Source organism: Nocardiopsis sp. LDBS1602 (assembly GCF_035818715.1).
Classification (GTDB): Bacteria; Actinomycetota; Actinomycetes; order Streptosporangiales; family Streptosporangiaceae; genus Nocardiopsis; species Nocardiopsis alba.
The window spans coordinates 78,480-103,348 of record NZ_JAYLVW010000013.1 but is presented as its reverse complement, the minus strand read 5'-3'; the positions used below and the strand labels follow the sequence as shown (position 1 = coordinate 103,348).

Annotated in this window: 23 protein-coding genes; 17 read left to right on the top strand and 6 right to left on the bottom strand. The window is 70.4% G+C overall.

What is annotated here, in order from left to right; all coding sequences use genetic code 11:
* Window positions 1–256: 256 nt before the first annotated feature.
* From U9J66_RS24935 to U9J66_RS24910, 6 genes are all read left to right on the top strand, one after another.
* On the top strand, window positions 257–1,798 hold the full coding sequence (locus tag U9J66_RS24935) for an alanine/glycine:cation symporter family protein (protein ID WP_161110053.1): 1,542 nt from the start codon (window positions 257–259) through the stop codon (window positions 1,796–1,798).
* Window positions 1,799–1,963: 165 nt separating this feature from the next.
* A complete protein-coding gene (locus U9J66_RS24930; RefSeq protein ID WP_014908541.1) occupies window positions 1,964–3,034 on the top strand; it encodes a permease in 1,071 nt (356 codons plus the stop codon).
* Entirely contained in the window at window positions 3,031–3,813 is a 783-nt protein-coding gene (locus U9J66_RS24925) for a TIGR03943 family putative permease subunit (protein ID WP_042283289.1), read from the top strand. Before U9J66_RS24930 ends, U9J66_RS24925 begins: the two co-directional genes overlap by 4 nt.
* A 92-nt stretch (window positions 3,814–3,905) precedes the next feature.
* The gene (locus U9J66_RS24920; RefSeq protein ID WP_161110052.1) at window positions 3,906–5,321 is read left to right on the top strand and encodes a sensor histidine kinase; all 1,416 of its coding nucleotides are present in this window, start codon (window positions 3,906–3,908) and stop codon (window positions 5,319–5,321) included.
* Window positions 5,318–6,499 (top strand): AI-2E family transporter, encoded by a 1,182-nt coding sequence (locus U9J66_RS24915; protein WP_161110051.1) that lies wholly within the window; start codon window positions 5,318–5,320, stop codon window positions 6,497–6,499. Before U9J66_RS24920 ends, U9J66_RS24915 begins: the two co-directional genes overlap by 4 nt.
* A gap of 29 nt (window positions 6,500–6,528) precedes the next feature.
* Window positions 6,529–7,188 carry a TVP38/TMEM64 family protein gene (locus U9J66_RS24910; protein WP_326338922.1) on the top strand — a complete coding sequence of 220 codons (660 nt, stop codon included), beginning with the start codon at window positions 6,529–6,531 and terminating at the stop codon, window positions 7,186–7,188.
* 27 nt (window positions 7,189–7,215) lie between these two features.
* Here U9J66_RS24910 and U9J66_RS24905 read toward each other — a convergent pair whose 3' ends face one another.
* Both U9J66_RS24905 and U9J66_RS24900 read right to left on the bottom strand, forming a co-directional pair.
* Entirely contained in the window at window positions 7,216–8,535 is a 1,320-nt protein-coding gene (locus tag U9J66_RS24905) for an ABC transporter substrate-binding protein (RefSeq protein WP_326338921.1), read from the bottom strand.
* 275 nt (window positions 8,536–8,810) lie between these two features.
* On the bottom strand, window positions 8,811–9,713 hold the full coding sequence (locus U9J66_RS24900; protein ID WP_014912117.1) for a LysR family transcriptional regulator: 903 nt from the start codon (window positions 9,711–9,713) through the stop codon (window positions 8,811–8,813).
* Window positions 9,714–9,940: 227 nt separating this feature from the next.
* Here U9J66_RS24900 and U9J66_RS24895 point away from each other — a divergent pair, with 227 nt between their 5' ends.
* Window positions 9,941–11,098: an acyl-CoA dehydrogenase family protein gene (locus U9J66_RS24895; RefSeq protein ID WP_042283280.1), complete on the top strand. Its 1,158-nt coding sequence runs from the start codon at window positions 9,941–9,943 to the stop codon at window positions 11,096–11,098.
* A gap of 10 nt (window positions 11,099–11,108) precedes the next feature.
* Here U9J66_RS24895 and U9J66_RS24890 read toward each other — a convergent pair whose 3' ends face one another.
* Window positions 11,109–11,879 carry a 4'-phosphopantetheinyl transferase family protein gene (locus U9J66_RS24890; RefSeq protein WP_042283531.1) on the bottom strand — a complete coding sequence of 257 codons (771 nt, stop codon included), beginning with the start codon at window positions 11,877–11,879 and terminating at the stop codon, window positions 11,109–11,111.
* Between the two features lie 100 nt (window positions 11,880–11,979).
* On the opposite strand from U9J66_RS24890, the gene U9J66_RS24885 reads away from it, so the two are divergent.
* The 5 genes from U9J66_RS24885 to U9J66_RS24865 all read left to right on the top strand — a co-directional run bounded on the left by U9J66_RS24885 (window position 11,980) and on the right by U9J66_RS24865 (window position 14,780).
* A complete protein-coding gene (locus tag U9J66_RS24885; RefSeq protein ID WP_014910036.1) occupies window positions 11,980–12,114 on the top strand; it encodes a hypothetical protein in 135 nt (44 codons plus the stop codon).
* A gap of 62 nt (window positions 12,115–12,176) precedes the next feature.
* On the top strand, window positions 12,177–12,983 hold the full coding sequence (locus U9J66_RS24880) for a DeoR/GlpR family DNA-binding transcription regulator (protein ID WP_026125210.1): 807 nt from the start codon (window positions 12,177–12,179) through the stop codon (window positions 12,981–12,983).
* A gap of 195 nt (window positions 12,984–13,178) precedes the next feature.
* Window positions 13,179–13,997, top strand: a complete 819-nt coding sequence (locus tag U9J66_RS24875; RefSeq protein ID WP_017535711.1) for a polyprenol monophosphomannose synthase — start codon at window positions 13,179–13,181, stop codon at window positions 13,995–13,997.
* 94 nt (window positions 13,998–14,091) lie between these two features.
* Complete coding sequence (locus tag U9J66_RS24870; RefSeq protein WP_014913611.1) at window positions 14,092–14,361, top strand: hypothetical protein; 270 nt, start codon at window positions 14,092–14,094, stop codon at window positions 14,359–14,361.
* Between the two features lie 122 nt (window positions 14,362–14,483).
* Window positions 14,484–14,780: a hypothetical protein gene (locus tag U9J66_RS24865; protein WP_014909971.1), complete on the top strand. Its 297-nt coding sequence runs from the start codon at window positions 14,484–14,486 to the stop codon at window positions 14,778–14,780.
* Here U9J66_RS24865 and U9J66_RS24860 read toward each other — a convergent pair.
* From U9J66_RS24860 to U9J66_RS24850, 3 genes are all read right to left on the bottom strand, one after another.
* Window positions 14,768–16,372, bottom strand: a complete 1,605-nt coding sequence (locus U9J66_RS24860) for an MFS transporter (RefSeq protein WP_017535714.1) — start codon at window positions 16,370–16,372, stop codon at window positions 14,768–14,770. The genes U9J66_RS24865 and U9J66_RS24860 overlap by 13 nt on opposite strands.
* A gap of 122 nt (window positions 16,373–16,494) precedes the next feature.
* Window positions 16,495–19,173: an ABC transporter permease gene (locus U9J66_RS24855; RefSeq protein WP_326338919.1), complete on the bottom strand. Its 2,679-nt coding sequence runs from the start codon at window positions 19,171–19,173 to the stop codon at window positions 16,495–16,497.
* A 4-nt stretch (window positions 19,174–19,177) separates the two neighbouring features.
* Window positions 19,178–19,942 (bottom strand): ABC transporter ATP-binding protein, encoded by a 765-nt coding sequence (locus tag U9J66_RS24850; protein ID WP_014908378.1) that lies wholly within the window; start codon window positions 19,940–19,942, stop codon window positions 19,178–19,180.
* 345 nt (window positions 19,943–20,287) lie between these two features.
* On the opposite strand from U9J66_RS24850, the gene U9J66_RS24845 reads away from it, so the two are divergent.
* The 5 genes from U9J66_RS24845 to U9J66_RS24825 all read left to right on the top strand — a co-directional run bounded on the left by U9J66_RS24845 (window position 20,288) and on the right by U9J66_RS24825 (window position 24,825).
* Window positions 20,288–21,625 (top strand): sensor histidine kinase, encoded by a 1,338-nt coding sequence (locus U9J66_RS24845; protein WP_161110045.1) that lies wholly within the window; start codon window positions 20,288–20,290, stop codon window positions 21,623–21,625.
* The gene (locus U9J66_RS24840; protein WP_014910489.1) at window positions 21,600–22,259 is read left to right on the top strand and encodes a response regulator; all 660 of its coding nucleotides are present in this window, start codon (window positions 21,600–21,602) and stop codon (window positions 22,257–22,259) included. The genes U9J66_RS24845 and U9J66_RS24840 overlap by 26 nt, the downstream gene beginning before the upstream one ends.
* Before the next feature lie 197 nt (window positions 22,260–22,456).
* Window positions 22,457–23,161, top strand: a complete 705-nt coding sequence (locus U9J66_RS24835; RefSeq protein ID WP_014911925.1) for a beta-ketoacyl-ACP reductase — start codon at window positions 22,457–22,459, stop codon at window positions 23,159–23,161.
* A 53-nt stretch (window positions 23,162–23,214) separates the two neighbouring features.
* On the top strand, window positions 23,215–23,979 hold the full coding sequence (gene fabI / locus U9J66_RS24830) for an enoyl-ACP reductase FabI (RefSeq protein WP_014910830.1): 765 nt from the start codon (window positions 23,215–23,217) through the stop codon (window positions 23,977–23,979).
* 84 nt (window positions 23,980–24,063) lie between these two features.
* Window positions 24,064–24,825 carry an SDR family NAD(P)-dependent oxidoreductase gene (locus U9J66_RS24825; protein WP_014911286.1) on the top strand — a complete coding sequence of 254 codons (762 nt, stop codon included), beginning with the start codon at window positions 24,064–24,066 and terminating at the stop codon, window positions 24,823–24,825.
* Window positions 24,826–24,869 lie beyond the last annotated feature (44 nt).

The window sequence follows — 24,869 nt, the reverse complement described above, 5'->3', positions numbered from 1 at the left end:
GCGGGGGGGGGGGCCCCGGGCGGGCGCCCCCACCGGCCCCCCCCCCCGGGGCCTGGGGTTCACCCCCCCACCACACGGCGGCCCCTATCCCGGACCCCCGGGGTCCGGGGCCTCCGGTCTGTCCGGGGTGAGGTGTTTACGTTCCTTTACCCCGTCTTCGCATGTCCTGGGTGCCCGGGAGTGCCGTCGGCGTGGACAGTTGGCGGGAAACCCCGAAGTCGCACTCGGGACCACCACGCCACCTGAAGGGGAACGCGTGACCGTCCTCAACAACGCCCTCGTCGCCCTCAACGACACCTTCTGGGCGTACCTGGTCATCCCGCTATTGGTCATCCTGTCCGTCTACTTCACGGTGCGTTCGGGGCTCGTGCAGCTTCGACTCCTGCCGGACATGTTCCGGGTCATCCGGGGCAAGGCGGGGACCGCGCCCGACGGGGGCAAGGAGATCTCCCCCTTCCAGGCCTTCGCGATCTCGGCGGCCGCGCGCGTGGGCACCGGCAACATCGTCGGTGTGGCCACGGCGATCATGCTGGGCGGGCCCGGCGCGGTGTTCTGGATGTGGCTCATGGCGACGGTGGTCTCGGGGGCCGCGTTCGTCGAGTCCACGCTCGCCCAGCTCTACAAGGTGCGGACCGATACCGGTTTCCGCGGCGGCCCCGCCTACTACATGCTGCGCGGGCTCGGGCAGCGCTGGATGGGCGTCCTGTTCGCGGTGATCATCACCGTCACCTTCGGCTTCTTCTTCAACTCGGTCCAGGCCAACAGCATCTCCGGGGCCATCTCGACCTCCGCCGCCCAGTTCGGGGTCCCCACCGGATGGGTCCTGAACGCGGTGGTCGGTCTGCTGCTCGTGGCGCTGACCGGGATGGTCATCTTCGGCGGTGTCCGCCGTATCGCCTCGGTCGCCCAGGCACTGGTCCCGCTGATGGCGATCATCTACATCCTGCTCGGCACGGCCGTGGTCATCCTCAACATCGGTGAGGTCCCCGGGATGATCGCCGACATCTTCGCCTCGGCCTTCGGCCTGCGCGAGATGGTGGCCGGCGGCGTCGGCGCCGCGATCGTCCAGGGTCTGCGACGCGGCATGTTCTCCAACGAGGCGGGTCTGGGTTCGGCGCCCAACGCCGGAGCGACCGCCTCGGTGTCCCACCCGGTCAAGCAGGGGCTGGTCCAGACCCTGGGCGTCTACTTCGACACCTGGCTGGTCTGCTCGGTGACCGCGTTCATCGTGCTCTTGAGCACCTCCGAGTTCGACGGGTCCAGGGGGCCGGAGGTCACGCAGTACGCGCTCCAGGCCAACCTCGGTGACTGGTCGATCCACGCTCTGACGATCATCCTGTTCCTGCTGGCCTACACGTCGCTGCTCGGCAACTACTACTACGGGGAGTCCAACCTCAGGTTCCTCGACGCCGCCCCCGAGCACGTGACGTACTTCCGTTCGGCCGTCCTGGTCTTCATCTTCCTCGGCAGCATCGCCCCGCTGACCCTGGTGTGGAACATCGCGGACGTGGCCATGGGCGTGATGGCGGTGGTCAACCTGGTCGCCCTGGCGCCGCTCTCGGGGATCGCCTTCCGCCTGCTGCGCGACTACAGCCGTCAGTTGCGCAACGGCCTGGACCCGCAGTTCACCCTGGCCAAGATGCCCGACCTCCAGAACGTGGAGGCCTGGGGTCCGGTCGAGGGCGGTCTGCTGGACGATCAGCCTCGTGAGGAGGGGGCGGCCCCCGCCGACCCGGGCGCCGAGGTCACCCCCGAGGAGGGTGAGGGCCCCGAGGGGCCGGGCCGCCCGAAGGCCTGACGCGCGCACCGTCGAAAAGGGGCGGGGACGTGGGGGGACGACCCACGGCCCCGCCCCTTCTCCTGTGGGGAGGGGCGGGGCGGACGGCACCTCTCATGGTGCAAACGAAAACGGTTTTCGGTTACCATTCGTGGAGTTCCCGAACACACCCCACGGAGTACCCCCGTGTCCGAACGGACCACCCACGACTCCGCCCCGTCCTCCTCGCTCGGCGACTCGATCGCCGTCGGCTGGGACGACCGCGGAGACGAGTTGCCCCCCGCAGACTGGGGAAGGCGGGCCGGATCGCGCCGAACCGGCACCGTATGGCTCTTCGCCCTCCTCATCACCGCGATGGCCTTCGGACACGCCTGGCTGTCCGACGACCTGACCGGGCGGGCCTTCCTGGCCTGGGCGACCATCTTCACCGCGATCAGCTTCCAGGCGCTGCCCTTCCTGGTCTTCGGTGTGGCCCTGTCCGCCGCGCTGGTCGCGTTCGTCCCCACCTCGTTCTACCGCCGGTTCATCCCGAACAGCCCGAACCGGGCGGTCCCCATCGCGGGTGTCTCCGGGGCCCTGCTGCCCGGTTGCGAGTGCGCCTCGGTGCCCATCGCCGGAAGCCTCATCAGCCGAGGGGTGGCGCCCGCCGCCGCGCTCACCTTCCTGTTGGCGGCGCCCGCCATCAACCCGATCGTCATGATCGCGACCGCGGTGGCCTTCGCCGGCCAACCCGAGATGGTGCTGGCCCGCTTCGTCGCCTCTCTGCTGGCCTCGGTGGTCATCGGTTGGATCTGGGTGCGCTTCGGACGCGCGGACTGGCTGCGCCTGCCCTCGCGTCCCACCACCCCCGGAGCGTCGAAGTGGCGGGTCTTCCGCGAGTCGATGCTGCACGACATCATGCACGCGGGCGGATACCTGGTGGTGGGCGCGGTGGCCGCCGCCACCCTCAACGTGATGGTCCCCCGTGAGTGGCTGTTGACGGTGGCCGGGATGCCGATCGTCTCGGTCCTGGTGCTCGCTCTGTTGGCCATCCTGCTGTCGATCTGTTCGGAGGCCGACGCCTTCGTCGCGGTCAGCCTCACCGACTTCTCGCCCACCGCCAAGCTCGCGTTCATGGTCATCGGACCCATCGTCGACCTCAAGCTCATCGCGATGCAGGCCGGTGTGTTCGGCTGGCGGTTCGTCGCCCGCTTCATCCCTCTCTGTCTCGTGGTCGGTCTGGCCTCCACGTTCCTGATCGGAGGCGTCCTACTGTGAACCGCATCGCCCAAGGGCTCACCCTGGTCCTGCTCGGAGCCGCCGCGCTGACCAGCACCGTCCCCACCGACCTGTACCTGAACTGGGTCAAGGCCGGTTTCGGTCCGTTCCTGATCGCGGCCGGCGTGGTCATGGTGGTCCTCGGAGTCCTGGTCATCGCCTCCGAACTGCGCGGCGAACGCCACGACGCGGAGGAGGCCGACGAGGGGCCCGAGCACGCGGAGCACCACGAGGGCCACGGACACGACCACGCGCGGGCCCCCAGGGTGGCCTGGCTGCTCCTGCTCCCGGTGATCGCCGTCTTCGTGGTCGCCCCTCCGGCCCTGGGCGCCTACACGGTGGAGAGCACCGGGGCCTCCTCCGGGCCACCGCCCAGGACCGAACGTTCCACCTCCTCCTCTCCCTTCGGCGACGGTCTGGAGGAGGCCGGCCCGAACGAGGTCACGCGGCTCGCCATCCGGGAGTTCGTGCTGCGGGCCTGGATCGACGAGGAACGCGAACTGGCCGGACGCCGGGTCGAGCTGGTGGGATTCGCCGTTCCCGAGGAGGAGGGCGGGGACGGTTGGTACCTGGCCCGCCTCCAGATGTCCTGTTGCGCCGCCGACGCGGTGGTCAACAAGGTCCTCATCACCGACCGACCCGCCCCCGAGACCGATACCTGGTGGCGGGTGCGGGGGACCTGGGTCGAGCCCGAAGGGGACCTGTACGACGTCTCCCGACACGAGTTCTCCATCGACGAGATGGAGGAGGTCACCGACCCTCCCGACCCCTACGAGTGACCGTTGGGTGGTCGGAGACCCGGGGGAGGTCCTCGGCCGCCACACCGTGATCAAATCCCCACTATGGGACGGCCCTGAGTGACAATAGGTCCGTGTCAGAACCCCGCGTGCAGACGAGGAGCCTCTGGAGCCGGATACGTCCACACTCCATTCGAGGCAGGGTCACGCTGTGGGCCGTCGTCATCATCGCCGTGGTCCTGACCCTCCTCTCCGTGGGCTCCTACCTCCTGTTCCGAGAGGTCGTGCTCATCCAACTCCGCGACCAGGCGGACGAGGAGGCGCGGCACATCGTCGAGCACATCACGACCGAACGCTACGAGTCCTCGATCCCCGCCAACGAACCGATCCTGCGGTCGCAGATCGTCGACCGAGACACCTACGAGGTCCTCGCCTCCAGTGACGCGTTGCGCGGGATGCCGGCCATGACCACGAAACGGCCCTCCCGCGACGACTTCCGTCTGGTGACGGTCGACTGCGGTGAGGTGGCCGGGGACGAACCCACCGACTGCTATCAGGTGGTCGGGTACGCCATCGACGATTCCGCCTACGGGGACGTCATGGTGCTCGTGGCGACCCAGACCCCGCAGGTGCTGGCCCACCACACCCTGGAGATGGTCCTGGGCGGGATGTCGGTGGCCCTGCTCGCCGGGACGGCCCTGACCGCCTGGTACGGGGTGGGTCGCGCGCTGCGTCCGGTGGACCGGATCAGCGACGAGATCGACCGGATCTCCGTCAGCGGCCTTCACCGCCGGGTGCCGGTCCCCAAGAACGACGACGAGATCGCCCACCTGGCCCGCACCGCCAACGAGACCCTGCGGCGGCTGGAGGAGGCGGTCGCCCGACAGCGGCGGTTCGTCTCCGACGCCTCGCACGAACTGCGCAACCCCATCGCCGGGATGCTCACCAAACTGGAGGTCGAGCTCTCCGACCCCGATCCCGACCTACGGGCCAGGGAACGTCTGCTCGCGGGGCTGCTCTCCGACACCGAGCGGTTGGAGAACATCGTCGAGGACCTGCTGGAGATGGCCCGGCTGGACACCGGCGTGGTGATGGATCTGGAGAGCGTGGACCTGACCGCCCTGGTCGAGGAGGAGTTCCGGGAACGGCGTGGTCAGGCGCGACTGCTCATCCACGGCTCCGAGCCGGTGTACGCCAAGGTGAACCGGTTGCGTCTGGCCCGGGTGCTGACCAACCTCGTCGCCAACGCCGAACGCCACGCGAAGAGCCGGATCGACATCATCGTCGGACACACCCACGGCTCGGCGGTCGTCGAGGTGCACGACGACGGATCGGGCATCCCGGAGAAGGACCGCGAACGCATCTTCGAACGCTTCGCCCGACTCCCCGAGTCCAGGGAACGGGACCCCGGAGGCAGTGGTCTGGGGCTGCCCATCTCCCGGGAGATCGTGCACTCCTACAACGGCACCCTCGTGGCGGGTCACAGCGATCTGCTGGGCGGTGCCCTGTTCACGCTGCGTCTGCCAGAGGATCCGGAGCCGAACACGTGACCGTCGACCAGAAGACCTCCCAGGGCAAGGGGGAGCCCGTTCCGCCGCCCACGTCGGGCGACGAGGAACCGGGGACCGAACACGACGACCCCACCGAGACCTCCGACGGCGACGGGGGAGAACCGCCGGAGACACCGCTCGCGAGCGGCGGACCGCACCGTCCCAACTACTTCGTGATGGGGTTCGTCGGAGCGCTGGGCGTGCTCTCGGCCTGGCTTCTGGTGAACGCCCTGTCCGGGGCCGGGGCGGTCTTCGTCTACATCCTGGTGGCCCTCTTCCTCGCGGTCGGGCTCAACCCGGTGATCCTCCTCCTCCAGAGGATGCGCATGCCCCGCTGGGCGGCGATCCTGACGGTGTGCCTGTTCCTGGCGCTCTTCATCACCGTGTTCGTCTGGACGATCGTGCCTCCCCTGAGCGATCAGGTGAGCAGCTTCGTGGCCGGTCTGCCGCAGGCGATCGATCAGCTACAGAACGCCAGGTTCTTCCGCGAGCTCGACCAGCGCTACGACGTGCTGGCCCGGATCAGGGACATGGTCACCGGCGCCGACTTCGGCCAGCAGGTCTTCGGCGGGCTGGTCGGGGTGGGGCAGGTGGTCTTCAACTGGCTGTTCGCGACCTTCACGGTGTTCATCCTGACCCTGTTCTTCATGGCCTCCCTGCCCGGGATCATGGACGTGTCCTACCGTTTCGTGCCCCGTTCCCGCAGGGAGGGCGTGCGCGAGATCGGCGACGAGATCGTGCGGCGCATCGGGGCCTTCATCGCCGGCCAGTTGGTGGTCGCCGCCCTGGGCGGGGTGGTGGCCTTCCTCTTCCTGTGGGCGATCGGTTCCGCCTACGCGCTCACCCTGGCCCTGGTGGTCGCGGTCACCGCCCTGATCCCGCTGGTGGGCACCACGATCGGTGCCCTGGTGGCGTCCTTGGCCGTGGCGCTCGGAGACCCGCTGATGGGGCTGGTCACCCTGATCTTCTTCCTCGTCTACCAGCAGATCGAGAGCTACGTGCTGGCTCCGAGGGTGATGCGGCACGCCGTGGACGTGGCGCCCACCGTCAACATCACCGCGGCTCTGCTCGGCGGGGCCCTGCTCGGCCTGGTCGGCGCGCTGCTGGCCATCCCGACGGCGGCCGCCCTCACCCTGGTGCTCAAACGCGTGATCTTCCCGCGGCTGGAGCGTCGCTGAGCGCCCCCGAGCGGCCCTACCCTGGTCGGATGGGAAGCGGGCGGGGGTGGGTGTGGCGGATCGCGCTGCTCGTCGCGTGGGTGGGTCTGCTGCTCTGGGCCCTGGTGTACGGGCCCGATCTGGCCACCGTCCGGGCCTGGACGGACGGCGCGGGCGCGGCGGGGGCCCTGGTCTACCTGGGGGCCTACGCTCTGGCGGTCCAGGCCCTGGTGCCCCGTCCGGCCTTGAACATCGCCGGCGGGCTGCTCTTCGGGATCCCGCTCGGGGTGGCCCTGGCCCTCATCGGTGGTGTCCTGGCGGCCCTCGCCCAGTTCGCGGTGGCCCGACACGTGGCCGGTGACGCGCTCGCCGCACGCCTGCCCCGACGGGTGAGGGTACGGCTGGAGGGGCTGACCTCGTGGCGGGCCTTCCTGGTGGTGCTCCAGTTGCGGCTGGTACCGGTGGTCCCGTATCAGATGGTCAACTATGGCTGCGGATTGACCGGGGTCGCCCTGGCGCCGTTCGCCGCCGCCACGGCGCTGGGTTCGCTGCCCGCGACGGTCGCGATGGTCCTGGTGGGCGCGGGCGGCGCCGACCTCGGGCTGGAGGTCGCGGTGGCCACGGGTGTGATGGCCGGGCTCATCGCCCTGGTGTGGTGGCTGGTGCGGGCTCGACGTCGCCCTCGTGCCGCGTGGCGGGCGCGGGCATGATCGGACCGCGCCCGCCGAGGGCCGCCGCTACGAGGCGCCGCCGAACAGTTCGACCTCGTCCGGGGTGGGACGGTCCATGTCGAAGGGGAGGATCTCTCCGCCGTCGCTGTCGGTGATCCGCGGTTCCTGGAGGATCTCGGGCTCCTTCCCCGCGCGGTTCTGGACGACCATCACACCGGAGTAGCCGCTGTGGTCGTCCTCGGTCGCGGCGAAGGGCACCAGGCCGGGGCCGGCCAGGTCGTTGGAGTTCAACGTCCGGACGAGGGTCTCCCGGTCGAGGTCGGGGCCGACCTCCATGAGCAGGCGCGCGAACAGGGTCGCCTGGACCATGCCGTAGACCGTGGTGTCGGTGAAGGGCGCGTCCTCGATGTACTCATCGTGGATCCCACGATAGAACTCGGTCCAGGGATCGTCGCTCTGGGCGGCCATCGGAAGGAACGCGGTGATGATCAGGCCGTCGGTGAAGGCCTCCGGGGGTACGTCCTCGGCGGGGGTGCCCGCCGCGTACTCGCCGATCAGCTCTTGGACGATCTCGACGTCGCCGCCGAAGCTGGGCGCCACCCATTGGGGTTCGTACCCGATGGCCTGCGCCTCCAGGATCGCCATGCCGAGGAAGGCGGGGATGCAGTAGCAGACGGCGACGTCGGCGCCGGACCTCTTCAGCTCCTCGATCTGGCCGTCGAGTTCGGGGACCCCGGGGTCGTAGGACTCCCAGGCGACGATGTCGTCCATGAGGTACTGCTCGATGCCCGCGTGCGAGGCCGGGCCGACGTCGTCGTTCTGGTAGAGCAGGCCCACGTCCTCGCCGGGGAAGTTCTCCGCGATGTAGGCGCCCTGGACCTTGGCCTCCTTGGAGTAGTCCACCTGGAAGCCGTAACTGAGGGGGTACTCCTCGGGCTGGTCCCAGGCGAGGGCCCCGGAGGAGACGAACAGGTCGGGGACGCCCGCGTCGTTGAGCTCTTCGATGACCGACTCGTGGGTGGGGGTGCCCAGCCCGCCGAGCATCGCGAAGATCTCCTGCTCGTTCATCAGGTCGTCCGTGACCCGCATGGTCTGCGCGGGGTCGAAGGCGTCGTCCTCGACGCGGTAGTCGATCCGGCGGCCGTGGATGCCGCCGTTGTCGTTGATGTGGTCGAACACGGCACGTGCGCCGGCGGAGACGTGGACGAAGCCGGGTGAGGCGGGCCCGCTGAGGGGCTGGTGGGTGCCGATGACGACGGTGTCGTCGGTGACCCCGAGGGTGAGGTCCTCCGCGGAGCCGCTCCCGTCGGTGGACTCGGCGTCGCCGCACGAGGCGGCGAGTATCGCGACGGCGAGCGCCGCGGCGATGATTCTCGGTGATCGCATGATGTGTCCTGAACTTCGGTCATGTCTTCGCAACGGGAGGCCCGAGGGCCCGTGGGGGGAAGACGGCTTCGCAGCTCGGGGGAGAAGGCCTGGTACGGGGTTCCTACTCGGCAGTACGTTACCGGCCGGTAAACATCATACGAACGCGGGTGAGGTGCGCAACCGCCCCCGCCCTCGGTGGCCGGAACCGGCCCGGGGCAGGGGTGATCCCGGGAGGGCGGACACCGCCCTCCCGTCGAGGAGGGGAACGCCGGCGGGGCGCCCCCGGAGTCGGGTCAGCTCCGGACGACGTCACGCTCCAGGATGGTGCGGGTGAGCCTCGCGATCCGCTCCGCGGCCTGGTGCACCACGCTGTCCCTACGCCAGACCAGTAGATGGCGGAGCTGTATCGGGGCGTTCTCCAGCTGCCGGACCACCACACCCCGCCCGGTGACGAAGTCGGACTGGCAGGGGGCCACGGCCCTGCGATCGGCGACCAGGTCGCGGATCTCCGACCTGTCGTGCAGACGGTAGGGCACCTCGGGGCTGAACCCCGCGCGCTGGCAGGCGAGGTAGAAGCACTCGGGCCATCCGGTGCCGTCCGGTGGGGTGAGCGCCCACGGGCAGCCGGCCAGATCCTCCAGCCTGATGAAGGTCTCCCCGGCTAAGGGGTGGTCGGCCCACAGCGCCACGTGAAGGGGGTCCACCGCGAGCATCGCCCAGGCCAGGGGGCCGTCGGTGGTCAGATCGCGGTCCACGTAGTCGATGGTGGTGCCCAGGTCCAGACGTCCCGCCCGCACCAGGTCGGTGACCAGCTTGGGGGAGTACTCGGTGCGCACGTGGACGGGGACGCCGGGGAAGATCTCGGGCAGTCGTGCCGACAGCTCCACCGTCAGAGGGCCCACCCCGCCGATGCGCAGGGCGCTGGGGGAGGCGCCGCGCGCGGTGATGTCGTGCAGCAGGTCGTCCATGGACAACAGGACCGTCCGCGCGCGGACCAGGACGAACTCTCCCAACTCGGTGGGGCGGACCCCCGACCGTCCACGATGGAACAGACGTCCCCCGACCTCGCGCTCGATCCGTTGGAGTTGGGTCGTCAGCGCGGGCTGGGAGGTGGACAGAGCCGTGGCCGCCTTGGTCACGCTTCCGGTGTCGGCCAGGAGGCAGAGGGTGCGGAGATGGCGGAGTTCGAGGTCCATGCGTGGAATCTAAGGTGTGCCTGCCCTTCGTGTACAGACGTGTCGACGCGGTGACCGTTCGGAGCGGGGATCGGCGGCCGGGATCCGTGCGACCCGGACACCCTTCGTAGGGACTCGGTGGGATAGAGTGCCGTGCGTCACCATATAGTTTGACGACCTACTAAATGGCGGAAACCCCGTCATGGTGGGTCCGACGCGCACCAGGGCGCGCGACAGTGGGAGAACTCATGGCGGTCGAACGCACGCTGCACACACCCGAGGCCGAACAGCTCCTGGAGCTGACCCGGGAGATCGTGGACAAGGAGATCGCCCCACGCGCGGCCGAGGACGAGGAGAACTCCGTCTTCCCCCGCGACGTCTTCACCACCCTCGGACGGGCCGGCCTGCTCGGCCTGCCCTACTCCGGCGAGTACGGCGGCGGCGACCAGCCCTACGAGGTCTACCTCCAGGTCGTGGAGGAGCTCGCCCGCGGTTGGCTCGCGGTCGGCCTGGGCGTCAGCGTGCACAGTCTCTCCTGCTATCCCCTGGCCACCTTCGGCGGTGATGAGCAGAAGGGCCGGCACCTGCCCGACATGCTCGGCGGGGAACTCCTGGGCGCCTACTGTCTGTCCGAGACCTCCTCGGGCTCCGACGCGGCGGCCATGACCACCCGGGCCGAACGCACCGACGACGGCGGCTACCGGGTCAACGGCGCCAAGGCGTGGATCACCCACGGAGGACACGCCGACTACTACACGCTCTTCGCCCGTACCGGCGCCCCCGATTCCGGGGCGCGCGGCATCGGCTGCCTCCACGTTCCGGCGGGCACCCCGGGCCTGAGCACGGCCGCCCCCGAACGCAAGATGGGCATGCGCTCCTCCACCACCGCCGGGGTGATCCTGGAGGACGTCGAGCTGGGCCCCGAGGCCCTGATCGGCGAACCCGACCGCGGTTTCGGGATCGCCCTGGCCGCCCTGGACTCGGGTCGACTCGGCATCGCCGCCTGCGCGGTGGGTCTGGCGCAGGCCGCGTTGGACGCGGCCGTCGCCTACTCGCGCGAACGTCGCCAGTTCGGCTCCCTCATCGGGGACTTCCAGGGACTGGGCTTCATGCTCGCCGACATGGCCACCCAGGTCGCCGCCTCCCGAGAGCTCTACCTGTCGGCCGCGCGCCTGCGCGACGCCGGTCGCCCCTTCGGCAAGCAGGCCGCCATGGCCAAGCTCATGGCCACCGACACCGCCATGAAGGTCACCACCGACGCGGTGCAGGTCTTCGGTGGGTACGGCTACACCCGGGACTTCCCGGTGGAGCGGTACATGCGCGAGGCCAAGGTCCTCCAGATCGTGGAGGGCACCAACCAGGTCCAGCGCATGGTGATCTCGCGTCACCTGGCCAAGGAGGCCTGAGCTCCCACCCCTATCCGCGCAGCAGGGCGGCGGTGCGCTCGGCCGGGTGCACCGTCGGCTCCACCGGACGGTCGGTCAGCACCGCCAACGCGGATCGGTACCCGGGGTCGCGCTCCAGGTCCGTCAACCACGCGGTCCCGGGCGCGCCCCCGCCCTCCCAGGCGACCAGCCGCGCCCGGTCGGACGGAGGGGTGACCGAGACCCTGCGCAGGCCACCGGACAGCCCCAGGCCGGTCGCCTTGAGCAGTGCCTCCTTGCGCGCCCAATAGCCGAAGAAGGCCTCGGAGCGGTCGTCCTCGGGCAGCGCCCGCCACGCCCGCGCCTCGGACTCGGCCAGCGTGTAGGCGGCCAGTCCGTCCAGATCCCGTGCCTCGGACACCCGCTCCACGTCCACGCCCACCGGGACGCCCTCGGCCATGGCCAGGACCACCCACTCACCGGAGTGGCTGATGGAGATCTCCCAGCCGGTCGCGGGGCCCACCGGCACCGGTTTGCCGTGCGGCGAGGGGTCGCCCCCGTCGGCCCCGGTACGGGCCTTGTCCTCACAGGAGCGGCAGCGCAGCTCGAAGGCCACCTCGGAGGCGGGGACACCGGTCCGCTCGGCCAGCGCCGTCCGGGCCAGGGCCCGGCCCAAGAGGTGGCGGTCGCGGTCGGTCTGGAGCCGGAAGCGGGTGTTGCGGGCGAGCTCCTCCTCGTTCAACAGACGGACCAGGCGGTCGTTCGCGGAGGAGATGTGGGCCCACCACACCGTGGGCCGGAGGGGAGTGGAACCGAGCGTCATGGACCCATTGTCGCCGATCTTCCGACGATCGGTGGTGTGAGCGAACGGGAAACGGGGCATCCGGTAAGTGGCAGGTCGGCCCGCCCCCTTGGAGGCTCAGATGTCTGTCGTGGTGCTGCTCGGAGCCGGAGCCCTCATCGGCCTCGTCGCCCTCACCGTCATCGTCCTGGTGACGCTCCTGACGGAGCGGCCACCGGCCCGTGTCGAGGGGAGTCGCGACCGGTCCGTACTCTAGGGCGGTCGGCGCGGTATTCGTATCGCGCTCCATCACCGGTACGGAGGAGAGTGTCCGTGTCCATGGCCGAGGAGAGCCGTCCGGCGTTCGCAGCCGAGCGCCGGGAGCGCATCCTGGAGTTGGTCCGGGCCCACGGGAGCATGTCCTTGCGCGACATCGCGGTCAAGGTGCACGCCTCGGAGGTCACCGTCCGTCGTGACGTGCGCGCGATGGAGGCCGAAGGGCTGCTCGACCGCCGTCGGGGCGGGGCCGCGCTACCGGGCCGGATCGGGCACGAACAGAGCTATACGGGCAAGAGCGACCAGTGCGCCGCGGAGAAGGCCGCCATCGCCTCGGCCGCGGCCCGTCTGGTCCGCCCCGGCGACGCGATCACCCTCGGCCCGGGCAGTACGGCCGAGGCCCTGGCCCGCGAGCTGCGCGGCCACGAGGATCTGACCGTGGTGACCAACTCCCTGCGCGCGGCCGACGTCCTGGCCGGGGCGGCGGGGGTGGAGGTCGTCATGACCGGGGGCACGGTGCACGCGCCCATGCGGGCGCTGATCGGCCCCGCCGCGGAGGCCGCGCTCTCCGGTCTGCGGGTCAACCGCGCGTTCCTGTCCGGCAACGGTGTGAGCGCCGACCGGGGGCTGAGTACGCCCAACCCCGCCGTGGCCAGTGTCGACCGGGCCCTGGCGGACTGCGCGGAGGAGACCATCGTCCTGGCGGACCACACCAAGGTCGGGGCCGACACCATGGTCCCCACGGTGGCCCCCGAGGACATCGCCCATCTGGTCACCGACTCCAGTGCGGACCCCGAGGTCCTGATGACCCTCGAGGAGTCCGGGGCCCTGGTCCACGTCGTCGTGGTGGCCGACGAACGGGGTCAATGAGCGCGAGGGGAAGGTGCCGTGAGCGGTGTCGTTCCGCCGGACAGCGGCATCGGAGCGCGCACTCCCTTACGTTTCGCCCTATTGTGCGAAGAACATCCGATGCGTGATCCTGTACACACTGACGATACCCACTGGTAACTTTCGGGCCCGGCCCGACGACCGACCCACCGCAACGACGACCAGGAGCCGCCGCGTATGTCCTCCCGATCACCGCATCCGGAGCACCGCCCGTCCGAGCCCGTACGGGTGACCCCCGAACCGGTGGCGCTTCCCGAGCCCTGGCGGAGCTCCCGTCTGACCGTGGTCGTCCCCACCTACGACGAGGCCGGCAACCTCCCCGTCCTCGTCTCCCGCCTCATGGCCCTGGACCTCCCCGAACTGCGGATCGTGGTGGTCGACGACAACTCGCCCGACGGCACCGGCGAGATCGCCGACAAGCTCGCGATCGAATACGGCGGACGTCTCGACGTCCTGCACCGCACCAAGAAGGACGGGCTGGGACGGGCCTACGTCGAGGGCATGACCCGCGCTCTGGAGGACGGGGCCGACTACGTCGTTCAGATGGACGCCGACCTCAGCCACCCCGTGGGCTATGTCCCCCAACTCCTGGGCACCCTCCACGCCACCGACGCCGGAGTGGTCATCGGCAGCCGCTACGTTCCGGGAGGCAGCCTCTCCGAGACCTGGGGCGCACGCCGCCGTCTGCTCAGCGGCTGGGCCAACGCCTACGTCAAGACCGTGCTGGCCATCCCGGTGCGCGACGTCACCGCGGGCTTCAAGATCTGGCGGGCCTCGGCCCTGCGCACCCTGGACCTGGCCGGGATCGAGAGCACCGGTTACGCCTTCCAGGTGGAGATGCACTACCGGGCCTACCGTCGGGGGCGAAAGATCGTGGAGATCCCCATCCACTTCGAGGACCGGGTGGTGGGCCGTAGCAAGCTCGACGGCGCGGTGGCGCTGGAGGCCGCGCTGCGTCCCCTGCGGCTGCGCCGGGCCGAGAACGCGCGCCGCTGATCTCGGGCACGCCCCGGTCCGAGGCCCGTGTCCCCCTTCTCGCACCCTCCTCCACCTGCGATCATCGGGGGAACGCGAGAGGGGGGTGACAGCAGTGTCCGAACAGCCCTACGACGTCGACTCCGACATGGGGGAGGACCCCCAGGAGAGCGAGATCGCCGAGGCCGAGAGCCGTCAGAACCCGGGCGAGGGTGTCTACGGCTACACGTTCGAGGATGAGCAGAAGGACGACGAGGGGGAGCTCGGGATCGAGGAGGAGGTCCGTCTGGAGCGGGACGACGTCCTGCCCCGCGAGGACTTCGACATCGACGAACCCGGAGCGGAGGAGGAGGCCGTCCACGAGGTGGACGACTCCGACACCTGATCATCGGCCGGGGTCCGTCGCCTTGTGGGGGCGGGCCCCACCCCATTCCCACCGACCTCTTTCTTCACAAGCGCACTTGGATTTGGGATGATCGAAGTGACGTGGGGAGGGAGGCGGACGACGTGACCGAACAGCCCTACGAGGTGGACCTCGATCTGGGGGACGACCCGCAGGCGACCGAGGTCGCCCAGCGCGAACTGTTCATCGATCCGATCTTCGACATCCTCGGATACGACTTCGAGGACGATGACAGCCGAGGCCGTCTGGGGATCCTGGAGGGTGTGCGGGCCGAACACCTGGGGGTCGCCGTGCCCCGCCAACGGTGGGGCGGTGAACGCAGCGCGGAGGAGGAGGCCCTGAGCGTGGTCCCCGACCCGGACGCCGTCAAGGACCGCCCACCGGAGGACTACCGGGACTGAGCGTTCCCGCCCGAGGGGCCGTCACCGTGGACCTCTCCGGCGCTGGAACCCGGACACGAACGCAGCGGGGGCCCCGAGACCCCGCAGAAGCGAGGCGTGGGTCCGACGGCCGGAACCGCGACCTCCCCTTCCTCCGGGGCCGTCTCCTCGCCGGTCTCCTCCGCCCCGGGCATCCGACCACGAGGCAGGGCCAGGGCGCACGCCGCCGCCACCACCGCGAGCCCCGCCAGGATGAGCATCGCCGTCCCGAAGTGTTCGGCGAGCCCGGCCGTGCCGCCGCCCCCGTCACCGGAGGAGCCCCCGATCCCGGCCAGGGCGGGGATCGCGGCCACACCGATCAACTGCGCCCCGCGCGCGAACGTGTTGTTCACCCCCGAGGCCAGCCCGGCGTGGCGTTCGGGCGCCGAGGCCAGCACCGTCGCGGTCAGGGGGGCCACCGTCGTGGACAGTCCCAGCGCCACGAGGAGGATCCCCGGGAAGACCTGGGTGAGGTACGTGGCGTCCGGCCCCATGGACGAGAGCAGGAGGAACCCGCCCGCCAACAGAAGGGGGCCCACCACCAGTTGCGGGCGCGGCCCGATCCTGGAGGCCAGCTTCCCGGAGCGGGCCGAGAGCGTCAGCATGAGAAGGGTCAACGGCAACGAGGCCGCCCCCGCCGCGATCGGGGAGTAACCGCCGACCTCCTGGAGGTAGATCACCAACAGGAAGAGCAGGGTGCCCAGGGCCGCGTAGATCACCACGGTGGCGGCGTTGGTCACGCTGAACGCCACCGAGCGGAAGAGCCCCAGGGGCAGCATGGGGGCCCGGCCCCTCGCCTCCACCACCAGGAACACCACCAGAGCCAGGACGCCGATCACGGCGCCCACCCACACGTCCACGGTTCCGCCCTCGGCGCCCCACTGGATCAGCGCGTAGGTGATACCGCCCAGCGCCACCACGCCCAGCAGGGCCCCGCCGTAGTCCAGGCCGCCCGTGGCCGAGGTGTCCCGTGTCTCGGGCACCTTGAAGTGGGCGATGAGCAGGACGACGACGGCGAGCGGCAGGTTGATGAGGAAGATGAGCCGCCAGTCGCCCGCCTGGACCAGCCATCCGCCCAGGAACGGGCCCACGGCCGAGGCCACACCCGTCAACCCGGACCAGGCGCCGATGGCGCGGGCACGATCCTTCTCCCGGAAACCCGCCTGGAGGATCGCCAGGCTCCCCGGGGTCAACAGGGCGCCGCCGACCCCTTGGACGACACGGCCGGCGATCAGCCACTCCAGGGTCGGTGCGAACGTGCACAGGGCCGAGGCCAGCGCGAACACGGTCACCCCGACCATGAACAGGCGGACCCGGCCGAACCGGTCCGACAGGGAACCACTGATCAGGATCAGGGCCGAGAGCGTGACCATGTACCCGTTGACGATCCATTGGAGCCCGGCCAGCCCGGTGGCCAGATCCTGTTGGATCGCGGGCAGGGCGACCGTCACGACCGTCGAGTCGAGGAAGGCCATCCCCGAGCCCAGGACCGTCGCCGTCAGCATCCACCGGGCGGCGGGCGTTCCCCAGGCCACCCGCCCCGCGGTGTCCGGTGGCGAGACCGAACCGCTCATGACGTCTCCCTGTCCGATGGGCTCCGTGGTCGACCGCTCCGACCACAGTAAGGCGCGGACCCCCTCCCGAAGGTGGTGGCCCGCGCCTTGTTTCCCTTACGCTGTGCGGTTTTGACCCGCGGTCACTCGCTGGCGAGCGCCCCGGTGATCGAGGTCCCGGCGGCCCGACGGGCGGGCAGCACCGCGGCCAGCAGACCGGCCAGGACCGAGACCGCGATGAACACCGCGATCTGGCCGGCCGGGGCCGCGAAGACCATGTTCGGCAGCACCGCGGCCGCGGCCGCCCAACCGAACACCACGCCCAGGGCGATGCCGATACCCGCGCCGATCAGGCAGAGCAGGACGGCCTCGATGCTGAGCATCCGGCGCAGTTGCCCCCGGGCCAGACCCAGGGCCCGCAGCAGGGCGGACTCGCGGGTGCGCTCCAGGACCGACAGCGCCATCGTGTTCGAGATGCCGAACACCGCGATGATGATCGCCAGGCCCAGCATGGCCGCGATGGTGTAGAACGCGATGTCCATCATCTGGGAGAACTGGTTCTTCATCTCGGCGACCGAGTCGACCTGAAGGGTCGGGTGGTCGTCCACGGCCGAGTAGACGGCCTCGCGCAGCTCGGCGGAGTCGGCGCCCTCGGCGCCCCGGATCATCAGGGTGTCGTCCTGAGTGCGTTCGGGGAAGGCCCGCACGAAGTCCTCTTCGCTGACGGTCGCCCCGAAGAGGCTCTGCATGTCCTCGGCGATCGCGGCGATCTCCAGCTCCAGGTCGCCCTCCGGGGTGACGAGGGTGAGCGTGTCGCCCACGCCCATCCCGCCGGCGTAGCCCTCGGAGAGCACCACACGGCCGGGCTCCAGGTCGGAGAGTTCGCCCTCGACCATGTCCGCGGTGAGGTCGGTGCCCATGTCGGCGCCGACGTAGGTGCTGACGGGCATGCTCTCCAGCGGACCTCCGACGCCTTCCTCGGCGACCTCGGCGGAGTCGGAGCGCACGCCGAACACCTTGGAGACGGTCGATTCCTTCTCCAGGTCCTCGCGGACCCGGGAGGGGATCGTGGCCAGCTCGGCCAGGGGCTCCTCGTCCTCGACGGCGACCTCGGTCCCTTCGGCCGCGCCCTCCTCGGTGCCCTCGACGGGACCCTCGACGCCCTCCTCGGTCGTCTCGGTCTCCTCCTGGCCGACGGTCAGCTCATCCGGGTTGAACTGCGGGCTGATCTGGTAGTCGACCGGGAACTGCTCGTCGAGCGTCTTGGTCAGGGTGCTCTCCAACGAGGCGCTGACCACGGAGTAACCGGTGATGAGCGTGGCGCCCACGGTCAGGGCGATCATCGCGGTGGCGGCGCGGCGCGGGTTGCGGACGGAGTTGTCCACGGCCAGCATGCTCGGAACGCCCACGCGTCGCAGCGGGACCCCCACCAGGCGCACGATGCCGCGCACCAGCAGCGGGCCGAGGACGACCACGCCGACGAAGGCGATCAGGGCGGCGCCGGTCACGATGAACAGGCCCGCCGGGTCGGGGCCGGTCATACGGGTCAGGCCGATCAGGCCGGCCGAGACCGCGAACAGCAGCAGGCCGAACACCACGCGTACCCAGCCGGTGCCCTTCTCCAGACCGGAGGCCGTGGCGCTGGTGCGCAGGGCCGCCAGCGGGGCCACCCGGGTGGCCCGCATGGCCGGAACCAGGGCGGAGAACACCGTCATCAGGGTGCCCAGCAGCAGGCCGCTGAGCACGGCGCCGGGGCCGATCACCACGGAGGCGGTCACGTCGGTGCCCATGAGCGGGCCGGCGAAGCGGGCACCGGCCATACCGATGCCGATACCGGCCAGCACGCCCAGGATCGAGGAGACCATACCGACCACGAAGGACTCGGTCAGCACCGAACGGAAGACCTGGCCGCGCTTGGCGCCCACACAGCGCAGCAGGGCCAGTTCGCGCTGGCGCTGCGCGATGAGGATCGCGAAGGTGTTGTAGATGACGATCGCGGCGACGAACATCGCGATCACGCCGAACAGCAGCAGGGCGATGCGCAGGACCTCGGTCTGGGCGCCGACCCCTTCGGCGAGCTCCTCGCCGAACTCGGTGCCGGTGGCCACCTCGGCGGTGGCGCCGAGCTCCTCCTCGACGGCCTTGGCGACGGTCTCGTCGTCGGTGCCCTCGGCGGCCACGACGTCGATCTCGGAGTAGCCCTGGGGCGCGGCGATCTCACGGACGACGTTCTCGGTCAGGACCGTGGCGCCGGCCATGCTGAAGTTCGGGTCGACACCGAAGTTGACGAGGCCGGTGAGGGTGAAGTCGCGCTTCTCCTGGTCGGCGTCGAGCATGGTGACGGTGTCGCCGACCTCGAACCCGGTCGAGGACGCGGTGGAGGTGGCCAACGCGATCTCGTCGTCGGCCTCGGGCAGGCGGCCCTCCTTGGCGGAGAAGCGGGAGGCGTCCCCAAGGGAGACCGCGGCGGGCGGCATGAACCCGACGGCCCGTCCCTCGGCGTCCAGGAGCACGGCCCGGCCTTCGAGCATGCCGTCGGCGGAGGCGACCTCGGGAAGGTCGCGGACCCTCTCCAGCTGTTCCTCGTCGAAGGCGACGGCCTCGGCCGGGTCCTCGCCCTCGACGTACTCCGGTTCGGCGGGCGTCGCGATGGCGTCGACGCCGGTCGCCGAGCCCATCACGGACTCCTCGTAGCTGGCCTTGAGCGTGTCGGCGAAGACCATGGTGCCCGAGATGAACATGACGCCCAGCAGGATCGCCAGGACGGTGGTGACGTAGCGGGACTTGTGCAGACGTAGCCCCGCGAGTGTGGTGCGCAGCATCGGGCTAGGCCTCCAGCTTCAGCAGGTGGTCGGAGACGACCTCGGCGGTGGGGGAGAGGACCTCGTCCACCAGGCTGCCGTCGCGCAGGAACACCACGCGGTCGGCGTAGGAGGCGGCCACCGGGTCGTGGGTGACCATGACGATGGTCTGCTGGAGTTCCCGGGCCGAGTTCTGTAGGAAGGCCAGCACCTCGGCGCCCGAGCGCGAGTCCAGGTTGCCGGTGGGCTCGTCGGCGTAGACGACCTCGGGGGCGTTGAGCAGGGCCCGGGCGACCGCGACGCGCTGCTGCTGGCCGCCGGAGAGCTTGGCGGGCAGGTGGTCGAGTCGCTGACGGAGCCCGACCACGTCGATGATGTGGTCGAAGCGGGCCTGGTCGACCTTGCGCTTGGCGATCTGGGAGGGCAGCAGGATGTTCTGCTCGGCCGTCAACATCGGCAGCAGGTTGAACGACTGGAAGATGAAGCCGATCCGGTCGCGGCGCAGCAGCGTCAGTTCGCCGTCGCGCATGCCGGTGATCTGGGTACGGCCCAGGTGCACGGTGCCGGAGGTGGGCACGTCCAGCCCGGCCAGGCAGTGCATCAGGGTCGACTTGCCCGAGCCGGAGGGGCCCATGATCGCGGTGAACGCGCCGCGGTGGAACTCCACGTCCACCCCGGCGAGGGCGTGCACCTGGCTGCCGCCGGTGTCGTAGGTCTTGGTGAGGCCCCGCGCCACCACGACCGGAGGGGCTTGGACCGGGGACGGGGACTGCGTGGTGGGCGTGCTCACGAGGACTACTCCTGGTATCGCTGACGGATGGTGCCGGTGGGTCGGGGGAGACCCCCGTGCTCTTCGGCGTGGTCACCACGCTAGGCCCGCGAGAACCACCGATTCCTCCCCCTACAGGCCGAAACCGGGGTCGGCCGAAGGCATGACGCGCAACGGGTTCGCGACTCCTTCGACCGGCCGCACCCCCGACTTTCGTAGGGGGTCGGTAGCGACCGCGAACGCCACCGGTTCCTCGGGCGCCCCTCTGACCAGGGAGAACGTAGAGGGATCGACGAACGGACCGTCGTCCGCCGGGCGGTGTCGTGTCGCCGAAGAGGCGTGATCCCTCCACCTAGACTCGGGCGGGTGAACGAGCGGTTGAGAGAGTGGAACGAGAACCTGGGCCTGCTGGTCCGACGCCACGGGATGTGGTGGTGGAGGCGACGGGCGCGTATCGCCGACTGGTTCTACGCGCTCTTCACCCTGCCCTTCAGCGGGCTGATGATGCTGGCGGGGACCACCAGCGGGATCGGGCTGTTCTCCAAGCCCTTCGCCGCCCTCATGGTCGCGCCGATCGGAGCCCCCGAGCCCGGGCCCGCCGCGGCCTGGACCGCTGTGGCCACGTTGTTCGCGCTGTTTGTGATCCCCGGGACCCTGGCCTCGGCGACGATGCTCTGGCGCAGGACCTCGCCCCGCTGGCTCCTGATCGCCGGCGCGATCCTCATGATCGGCTACGGCGACCCGATCCCGCTCATGGTGGGCCTGTACTCCTACCCGGCCTTCTTCAGCGACCGCAAGGTCCTCACCGGCTGGTTCGCCCTCGGCGTCCTGAGCACCGCCCTCGTCTACAACGCGTCGGTGACCGGCTTCGTGATGGCCGTGATCGTCTTCCTGCTGGTCCCGGTCTTCGCGGGGCTGTGGATCGGCACACGCCGCGAACTCATCGAACGGCTCGAAGAGCGGGCCGAGCGGCTGGAGCGCGAACAGCACATGATGGCCGAGCAGGCCATCTCCTCCGAACGCACCCGCATCGCACGGGAGATGCACGACGTGGTCGCGCACAGGGTGAGTCTCATGGTCCTGCACGCGGGCGGATTGGAGGTCTCGGCGACCGACGACCGCACGGTCGAGGCGGCCGGGCTCATCCGCACCACCGGGCGCGAGGCGCTCGCCGAACTGCGCGGGATCCTCGGGGTCCTGCGCGACGAGGGCGGCGAGACCGCCCCCACCGCGCCCCAACCGGTCCTCGACGACCTGGAACGGCTGCTCGGCGAATGGCGCGGGGCCGGAATGGAGGTGCGCCGTGAGGAGAGCGGTGATCCGCGTCCGCTGCCGGTCCAGGTCCAGCGCACCGCCTACCGGGTGGTCCAGGAGGCCTTGACCAACGCGGCCAAGCACGCCACCGGCGCCGTCGTCGACGTCCACCTGTACTACGCGGCGGACCGCCTGGAGCTGGAGGTGTCCAACGGCCCCGCTCCGGGGGTGGTGAACCCTCCGCCCCGCAGCGGGTACGGTCTGACCGGGCTGAGCGAACGCGTCGCCCTGGCCGGCGGCGAGGTCTCGGCGGGCCCCTGCTCCGACGGGGGGTGGCGTCTGCGCGCTATCTTGCCGCTGGGGGAGACGGACGAGAACGACGCCCCCGTCCCGAACACCGAAGTCGAGGAAGAGGGCTCCGAGGGTGATCCGCACACTCCTGGTCGATGACGAACTCCTGGTCCGATCCGGGTTGAGGATGATCCTGGAGTCCGCTCCGGACATCGAGGTGGTCGGTGAGGGGAGCGACGGCGACGAGGCGACGCGTCTGGCCGAGGAGCTCGCCCCCGACGTGGTCCTCCTGGACATCCGGATGTCGGGCACCGACGGGCTGACCGCCGCGACCCGGATCACCTCTCTGCCGAACCCGCCCCGTGTGGTGCTGTTGACCACCTTCGACCTGGACGAGTACGTGCACAGCGCGCTCCAGGCCGGGGCGGTGGGCTTCCTGCTCAAGGACACGCCGCCGCGCGACCTCATCGCCGCCGTGCGCACCGTCCACGAGGGGCACGCCATGCTCTCGCCCAGCGTCACCAAACGCATGCTCGAACGCTTCGCCGCGCCCGCCCCCGCCGACTCGGCCGCCGGCCGTGAGGAGGCCCTGCGTCGGTTGTCGGTGCTCAGCGAGCGGGAACGGCAGGTGCTGATCGCGGTGGCCGAGGGCAAGTCCAACGCGGAGGCGGGCCGGGCCCTGGGCATGCGCGAGACGACGGTCAAGGCGCACGTCAGCCGGATCCTCGCCAAACTGGAGATGTCCAACCGCGTCCAGGCCGCGATCCTGGCCCACGACGCCGGTTGGGCCTGACCCGGCCGGCAGGCCTTCGCCCTCGCGCGGGTTCCGACCTCGGCCGTCCCGCACGGGGGACACGTGGCTTTTCACACCCCCTGACGGATTCACCCTCGGTTGCGGCTACCCGCTGGTAGCTCGGTACGCTGCAAGGCGATCCCCGCCCGAGGAACACACATCGTGGCTGTTCAAGGCCACAGAGAAGAGGAGCCCCTATGTCGCGTTCGGTACTGGTCACCGGCGGCAACCGCGGAATCGGCCTGGCCATCGCCCGTGAACTGGCGGCGAACGGCGACAAGGTCGCGGTGACCTACCGCTCCGGCGAGCCCCCGGAGGGTCTGCTCGGTGTTCGCTGCGACATCACCGACTCCGCCCAGGTGGACGCGGCCTTCAAGGAGGTCGAGGAGACGCACGGACCGGTCGAGGTCCTGGTCGCCAACGCCGGTGTCACCAAGGACCAGCTCCTGGCCCTGATGAGCGAGGACGACTTCTCCTCGGTGCTCGACACCAACCTCACCGGATCCTTCCGTGTGGCCAAGCGCGCCGTGCGCGGCATGATGCGCAAGCGCTTCGGCCGCATCGTCCTGATCTCCTCGGTCGTGGGCCTGCTCGGCTCCGGCGGCCAGGCCAACTACGCCGCCTCCAAGGCCGGCCTCGTCGGCTTCGGTCGCTCCCTGGCCCGTGAGCTCGGTTCGCGCAACATCACCGTGAACATCGTCTCCCCCGGCTTCATCGCGACCGACATGACCGCGGCCCTGGACGAGGACCGTCAGACCGAGATCAAGAAGAACATCCCCCTCGGTCGTTTCGGCGGCACCGACGACATCGCCAGGACGGTCTCCTTCCTCACCGGCCCCGGCGCGGACTACATCACCGGTGCCGTCATCCCGGTCGACGGCGGCATGGGCATGGGTCACTGACCGCCCGCCCCACCGACCGCACCGGCAACCGAGACAGACAGAACGGACCCGACATGGGAATCCTCGAAGGCAAACGCATCCTCGTCACCGGGGTGCTCACCGACTCCTCCATCGCCTTCCACATCGCCCGCCTGGCCCAGGAACAGGGCGCCACGGTCGTGCTGACCGGCTACGGTCGGCTCGGTCTGGTCAAGCGCATCGCCAAGCGCCTGCCCGAGGAGCCCCCCGTCCTCGAACTGGACGTCACCGACGACGAGCACCTCGCCTCCCTGGCCGACCGGGTCCGCGAGCACGTCGACGGTCTGGACGGCATCGTCCACTCCATCGGGTTCACGCCCCAGGAGGCCCTGGGCGGCAACTTCCTCAACACGGAGTGGGACGACGTCGCCAAGGCGATGCACACCTCCACCTTCTCGCTGAAGTCGCTCACCACCGCGCTGCTGCCGCTCATGGACAAGGGCGGCTCGGTGGTCGCCCTCGACTTCGACAACAGCGTCTCCTACCCCATCTACGACTGGATGGGCGTGGCCAAGTCCGCGCTGACCTCCACCGCCCGCTACCTCGCCCGTTACGTCGGCGACAGGAACGTGCGGGTCAACCTGGTGTCGGCGGGCCCGCTGAGCACCATGGCCGCGCGCAGCATCCCCGGCTTCGAGACCCTGGCCGAGCACTGGCCCGAGCGGGCCCCGCTGGGCTGGGACGTCAAGGACCCCGAGCCCGCGGCGAAGGCGGCCGTCGCCCTCCTCTCGGACTGGTTCCCGGCCACCACCGGCGAGATCGTCCACGTCGACGGCGGCTTCCACTCCACCGGAGCCTGACACGGGACGGGCGGCGTCCTTCGGCGTCGCCTGCCCCCTTCCGGATACCATCGGGCCCTGCGAGTACCGAAACGAGGGGGACGTATGGATCTGGGACTGGCGGGCGCCAAGGTCATGGTGACCGGGGCCAGCAGAGGGATCGGCCGCGCCATCGCCCAGGCGTTCGCGGAGGAGGGCGCCGACCTGGCCCTGTGCGCGCGTACGCCGGGACCTCTGGCCCGGGCGGCCGAGGAACTCGGGGCGACCGGGTCCACGGTCTTCACCCGTGACCTGGACGTCACCGACCACGACGCCCTTCCGGCCTTCGTCGAGGACGCGGTCGTCGCGCTCGGCGGACTGGACGTGCTGGTCTCCAACGTCTCCGGTGGCAGCGCGCCCACCCCCGACCAGTGGGAGCGCGGGTTCGCCGCCGACCTCATGCCGTTCGTCCGACTGGCCCAGGCGGCCGAACCGCACCTGCGCCGGTCCGGTACCGGCGGCTCGGTGGTGCTGGTCTCCACCACCTCCGCGTTGCACGTGACCCGACCCGCTGGGGCCCGTTCCTACGGCGCGGTCAAGGCGGCGCTCAACCACCACGCCGCCTCGCTGGCCCGGGAGTGGGCGCCGGAGGGCCTGCGCGTCAACACCGTCTCCCCGGGGCCCATCGAGTTCCCCGGTGGAGGTTGGGAGCGCCGCAAGGAGAGCGACCCGGACTTCTACGAGAGCGTGCGCGAACGCATCCCCTACGGTCGGCTGGGCCGACCCGAGGAGGTCGCGCGCTCGGTGGTCTTCCTGGCCTCGCCCGCCGCGTCCTTCGTCACCGGCCAGAACCTGGTCGTGGACGGCGGCTTCCTCGACCAGGTCTGACCCCCGTCCGACGTATGGACCCTCGGGGTCCGTTCGTCGGGCGG

Excerpts from the sequence above, each read along its gene's own strand:
- U9J66_RS24910 (WP_326338922.1), top strand. The coding sequence starts at position 6,529 with ATGGGAAGCGGGCGGGGGTGGGTGTGGCGGATCGCGCTGCTCGTCGCG.
- U9J66_RS24905 (WP_326338921.1), bottom strand. The coding sequence starts at position 8,535 with ATGCGATCACCGAGAATCATCGCCGCGGCGCTCGCCGTCGCGATACTC.
- U9J66_RS24900 (WP_014912117.1), bottom strand. The coding sequence starts at position 9,713 with ATGGACCTCGAACTCCGCCATCTCCGCACCCTCTGCCTCCTGGCCGAC.
- U9J66_RS24895 (WP_042283280.1), top strand. The coding sequence starts at position 9,941 with ATGGCGGTCGAACGCACGCTGCACACACCCGAGGCCGAACAGCTCCTG.
- U9J66_RS24890 (WP_042283531.1), bottom strand. The coding sequence starts at position 11,879 with ATGACGCTCGGTTCCACTCCCCTCCGGCCCACGGTGTGGTGGGCCCAC.
- U9J66_RS24885 (WP_014910036.1), top strand. The coding sequence starts at position 11,980 with ATGTCTGTCGTGGTGCTGCTCGGAGCCGGAGCCCTCATCGGCCTCGTC.
- U9J66_RS24880 (WP_026125210.1), top strand. The coding sequence starts at position 12,177 with ATGGCCGAGGAGAGCCGTCCGGCGTTCGCAGCCGAGCGCCGGGAGCGC.
- U9J66_RS24875 (WP_017535711.1), top strand. The coding sequence starts at position 13,179 with ATGTCCTCCCGATCACCGCATCCGGAGCACCGCCCGTCCGAGCCCGTA.
- U9J66_RS24860 (WP_017535714.1), bottom strand. The coding sequence starts at position 16,372 with ATGAGCGGTTCGGTCTCGCCACCGGACACCGCGGGGCGGGTGGCCTGG.
- U9J66_RS24855 (WP_326338919.1), bottom strand. The coding sequence starts at position 19,173 with ATGCTGCGCACCACACTCGCGGGGCTACGTCTGCACAAGTCCCGCTAC.
- U9J66_RS24835 (WP_014911925.1), top strand. The coding sequence starts at position 22,457 with ATGTCGCGTTCGGTACTGGTCACCGGCGGCAACCGCGGAATCGGCCTG.
- fabI (WP_014910830.1), top strand. The coding sequence starts at position 23,215 with ATGGGAATCCTCGAAGGCAAACGCATCCTCGTCACCGGGGTGCTCACC.
- U9J66_RS24825 (WP_014911286.1), top strand. The coding sequence starts at position 24,064 with ATGGATCTGGGACTGGCGGGCGCCAAGGTCATGGTGACCGGGGCCAGC.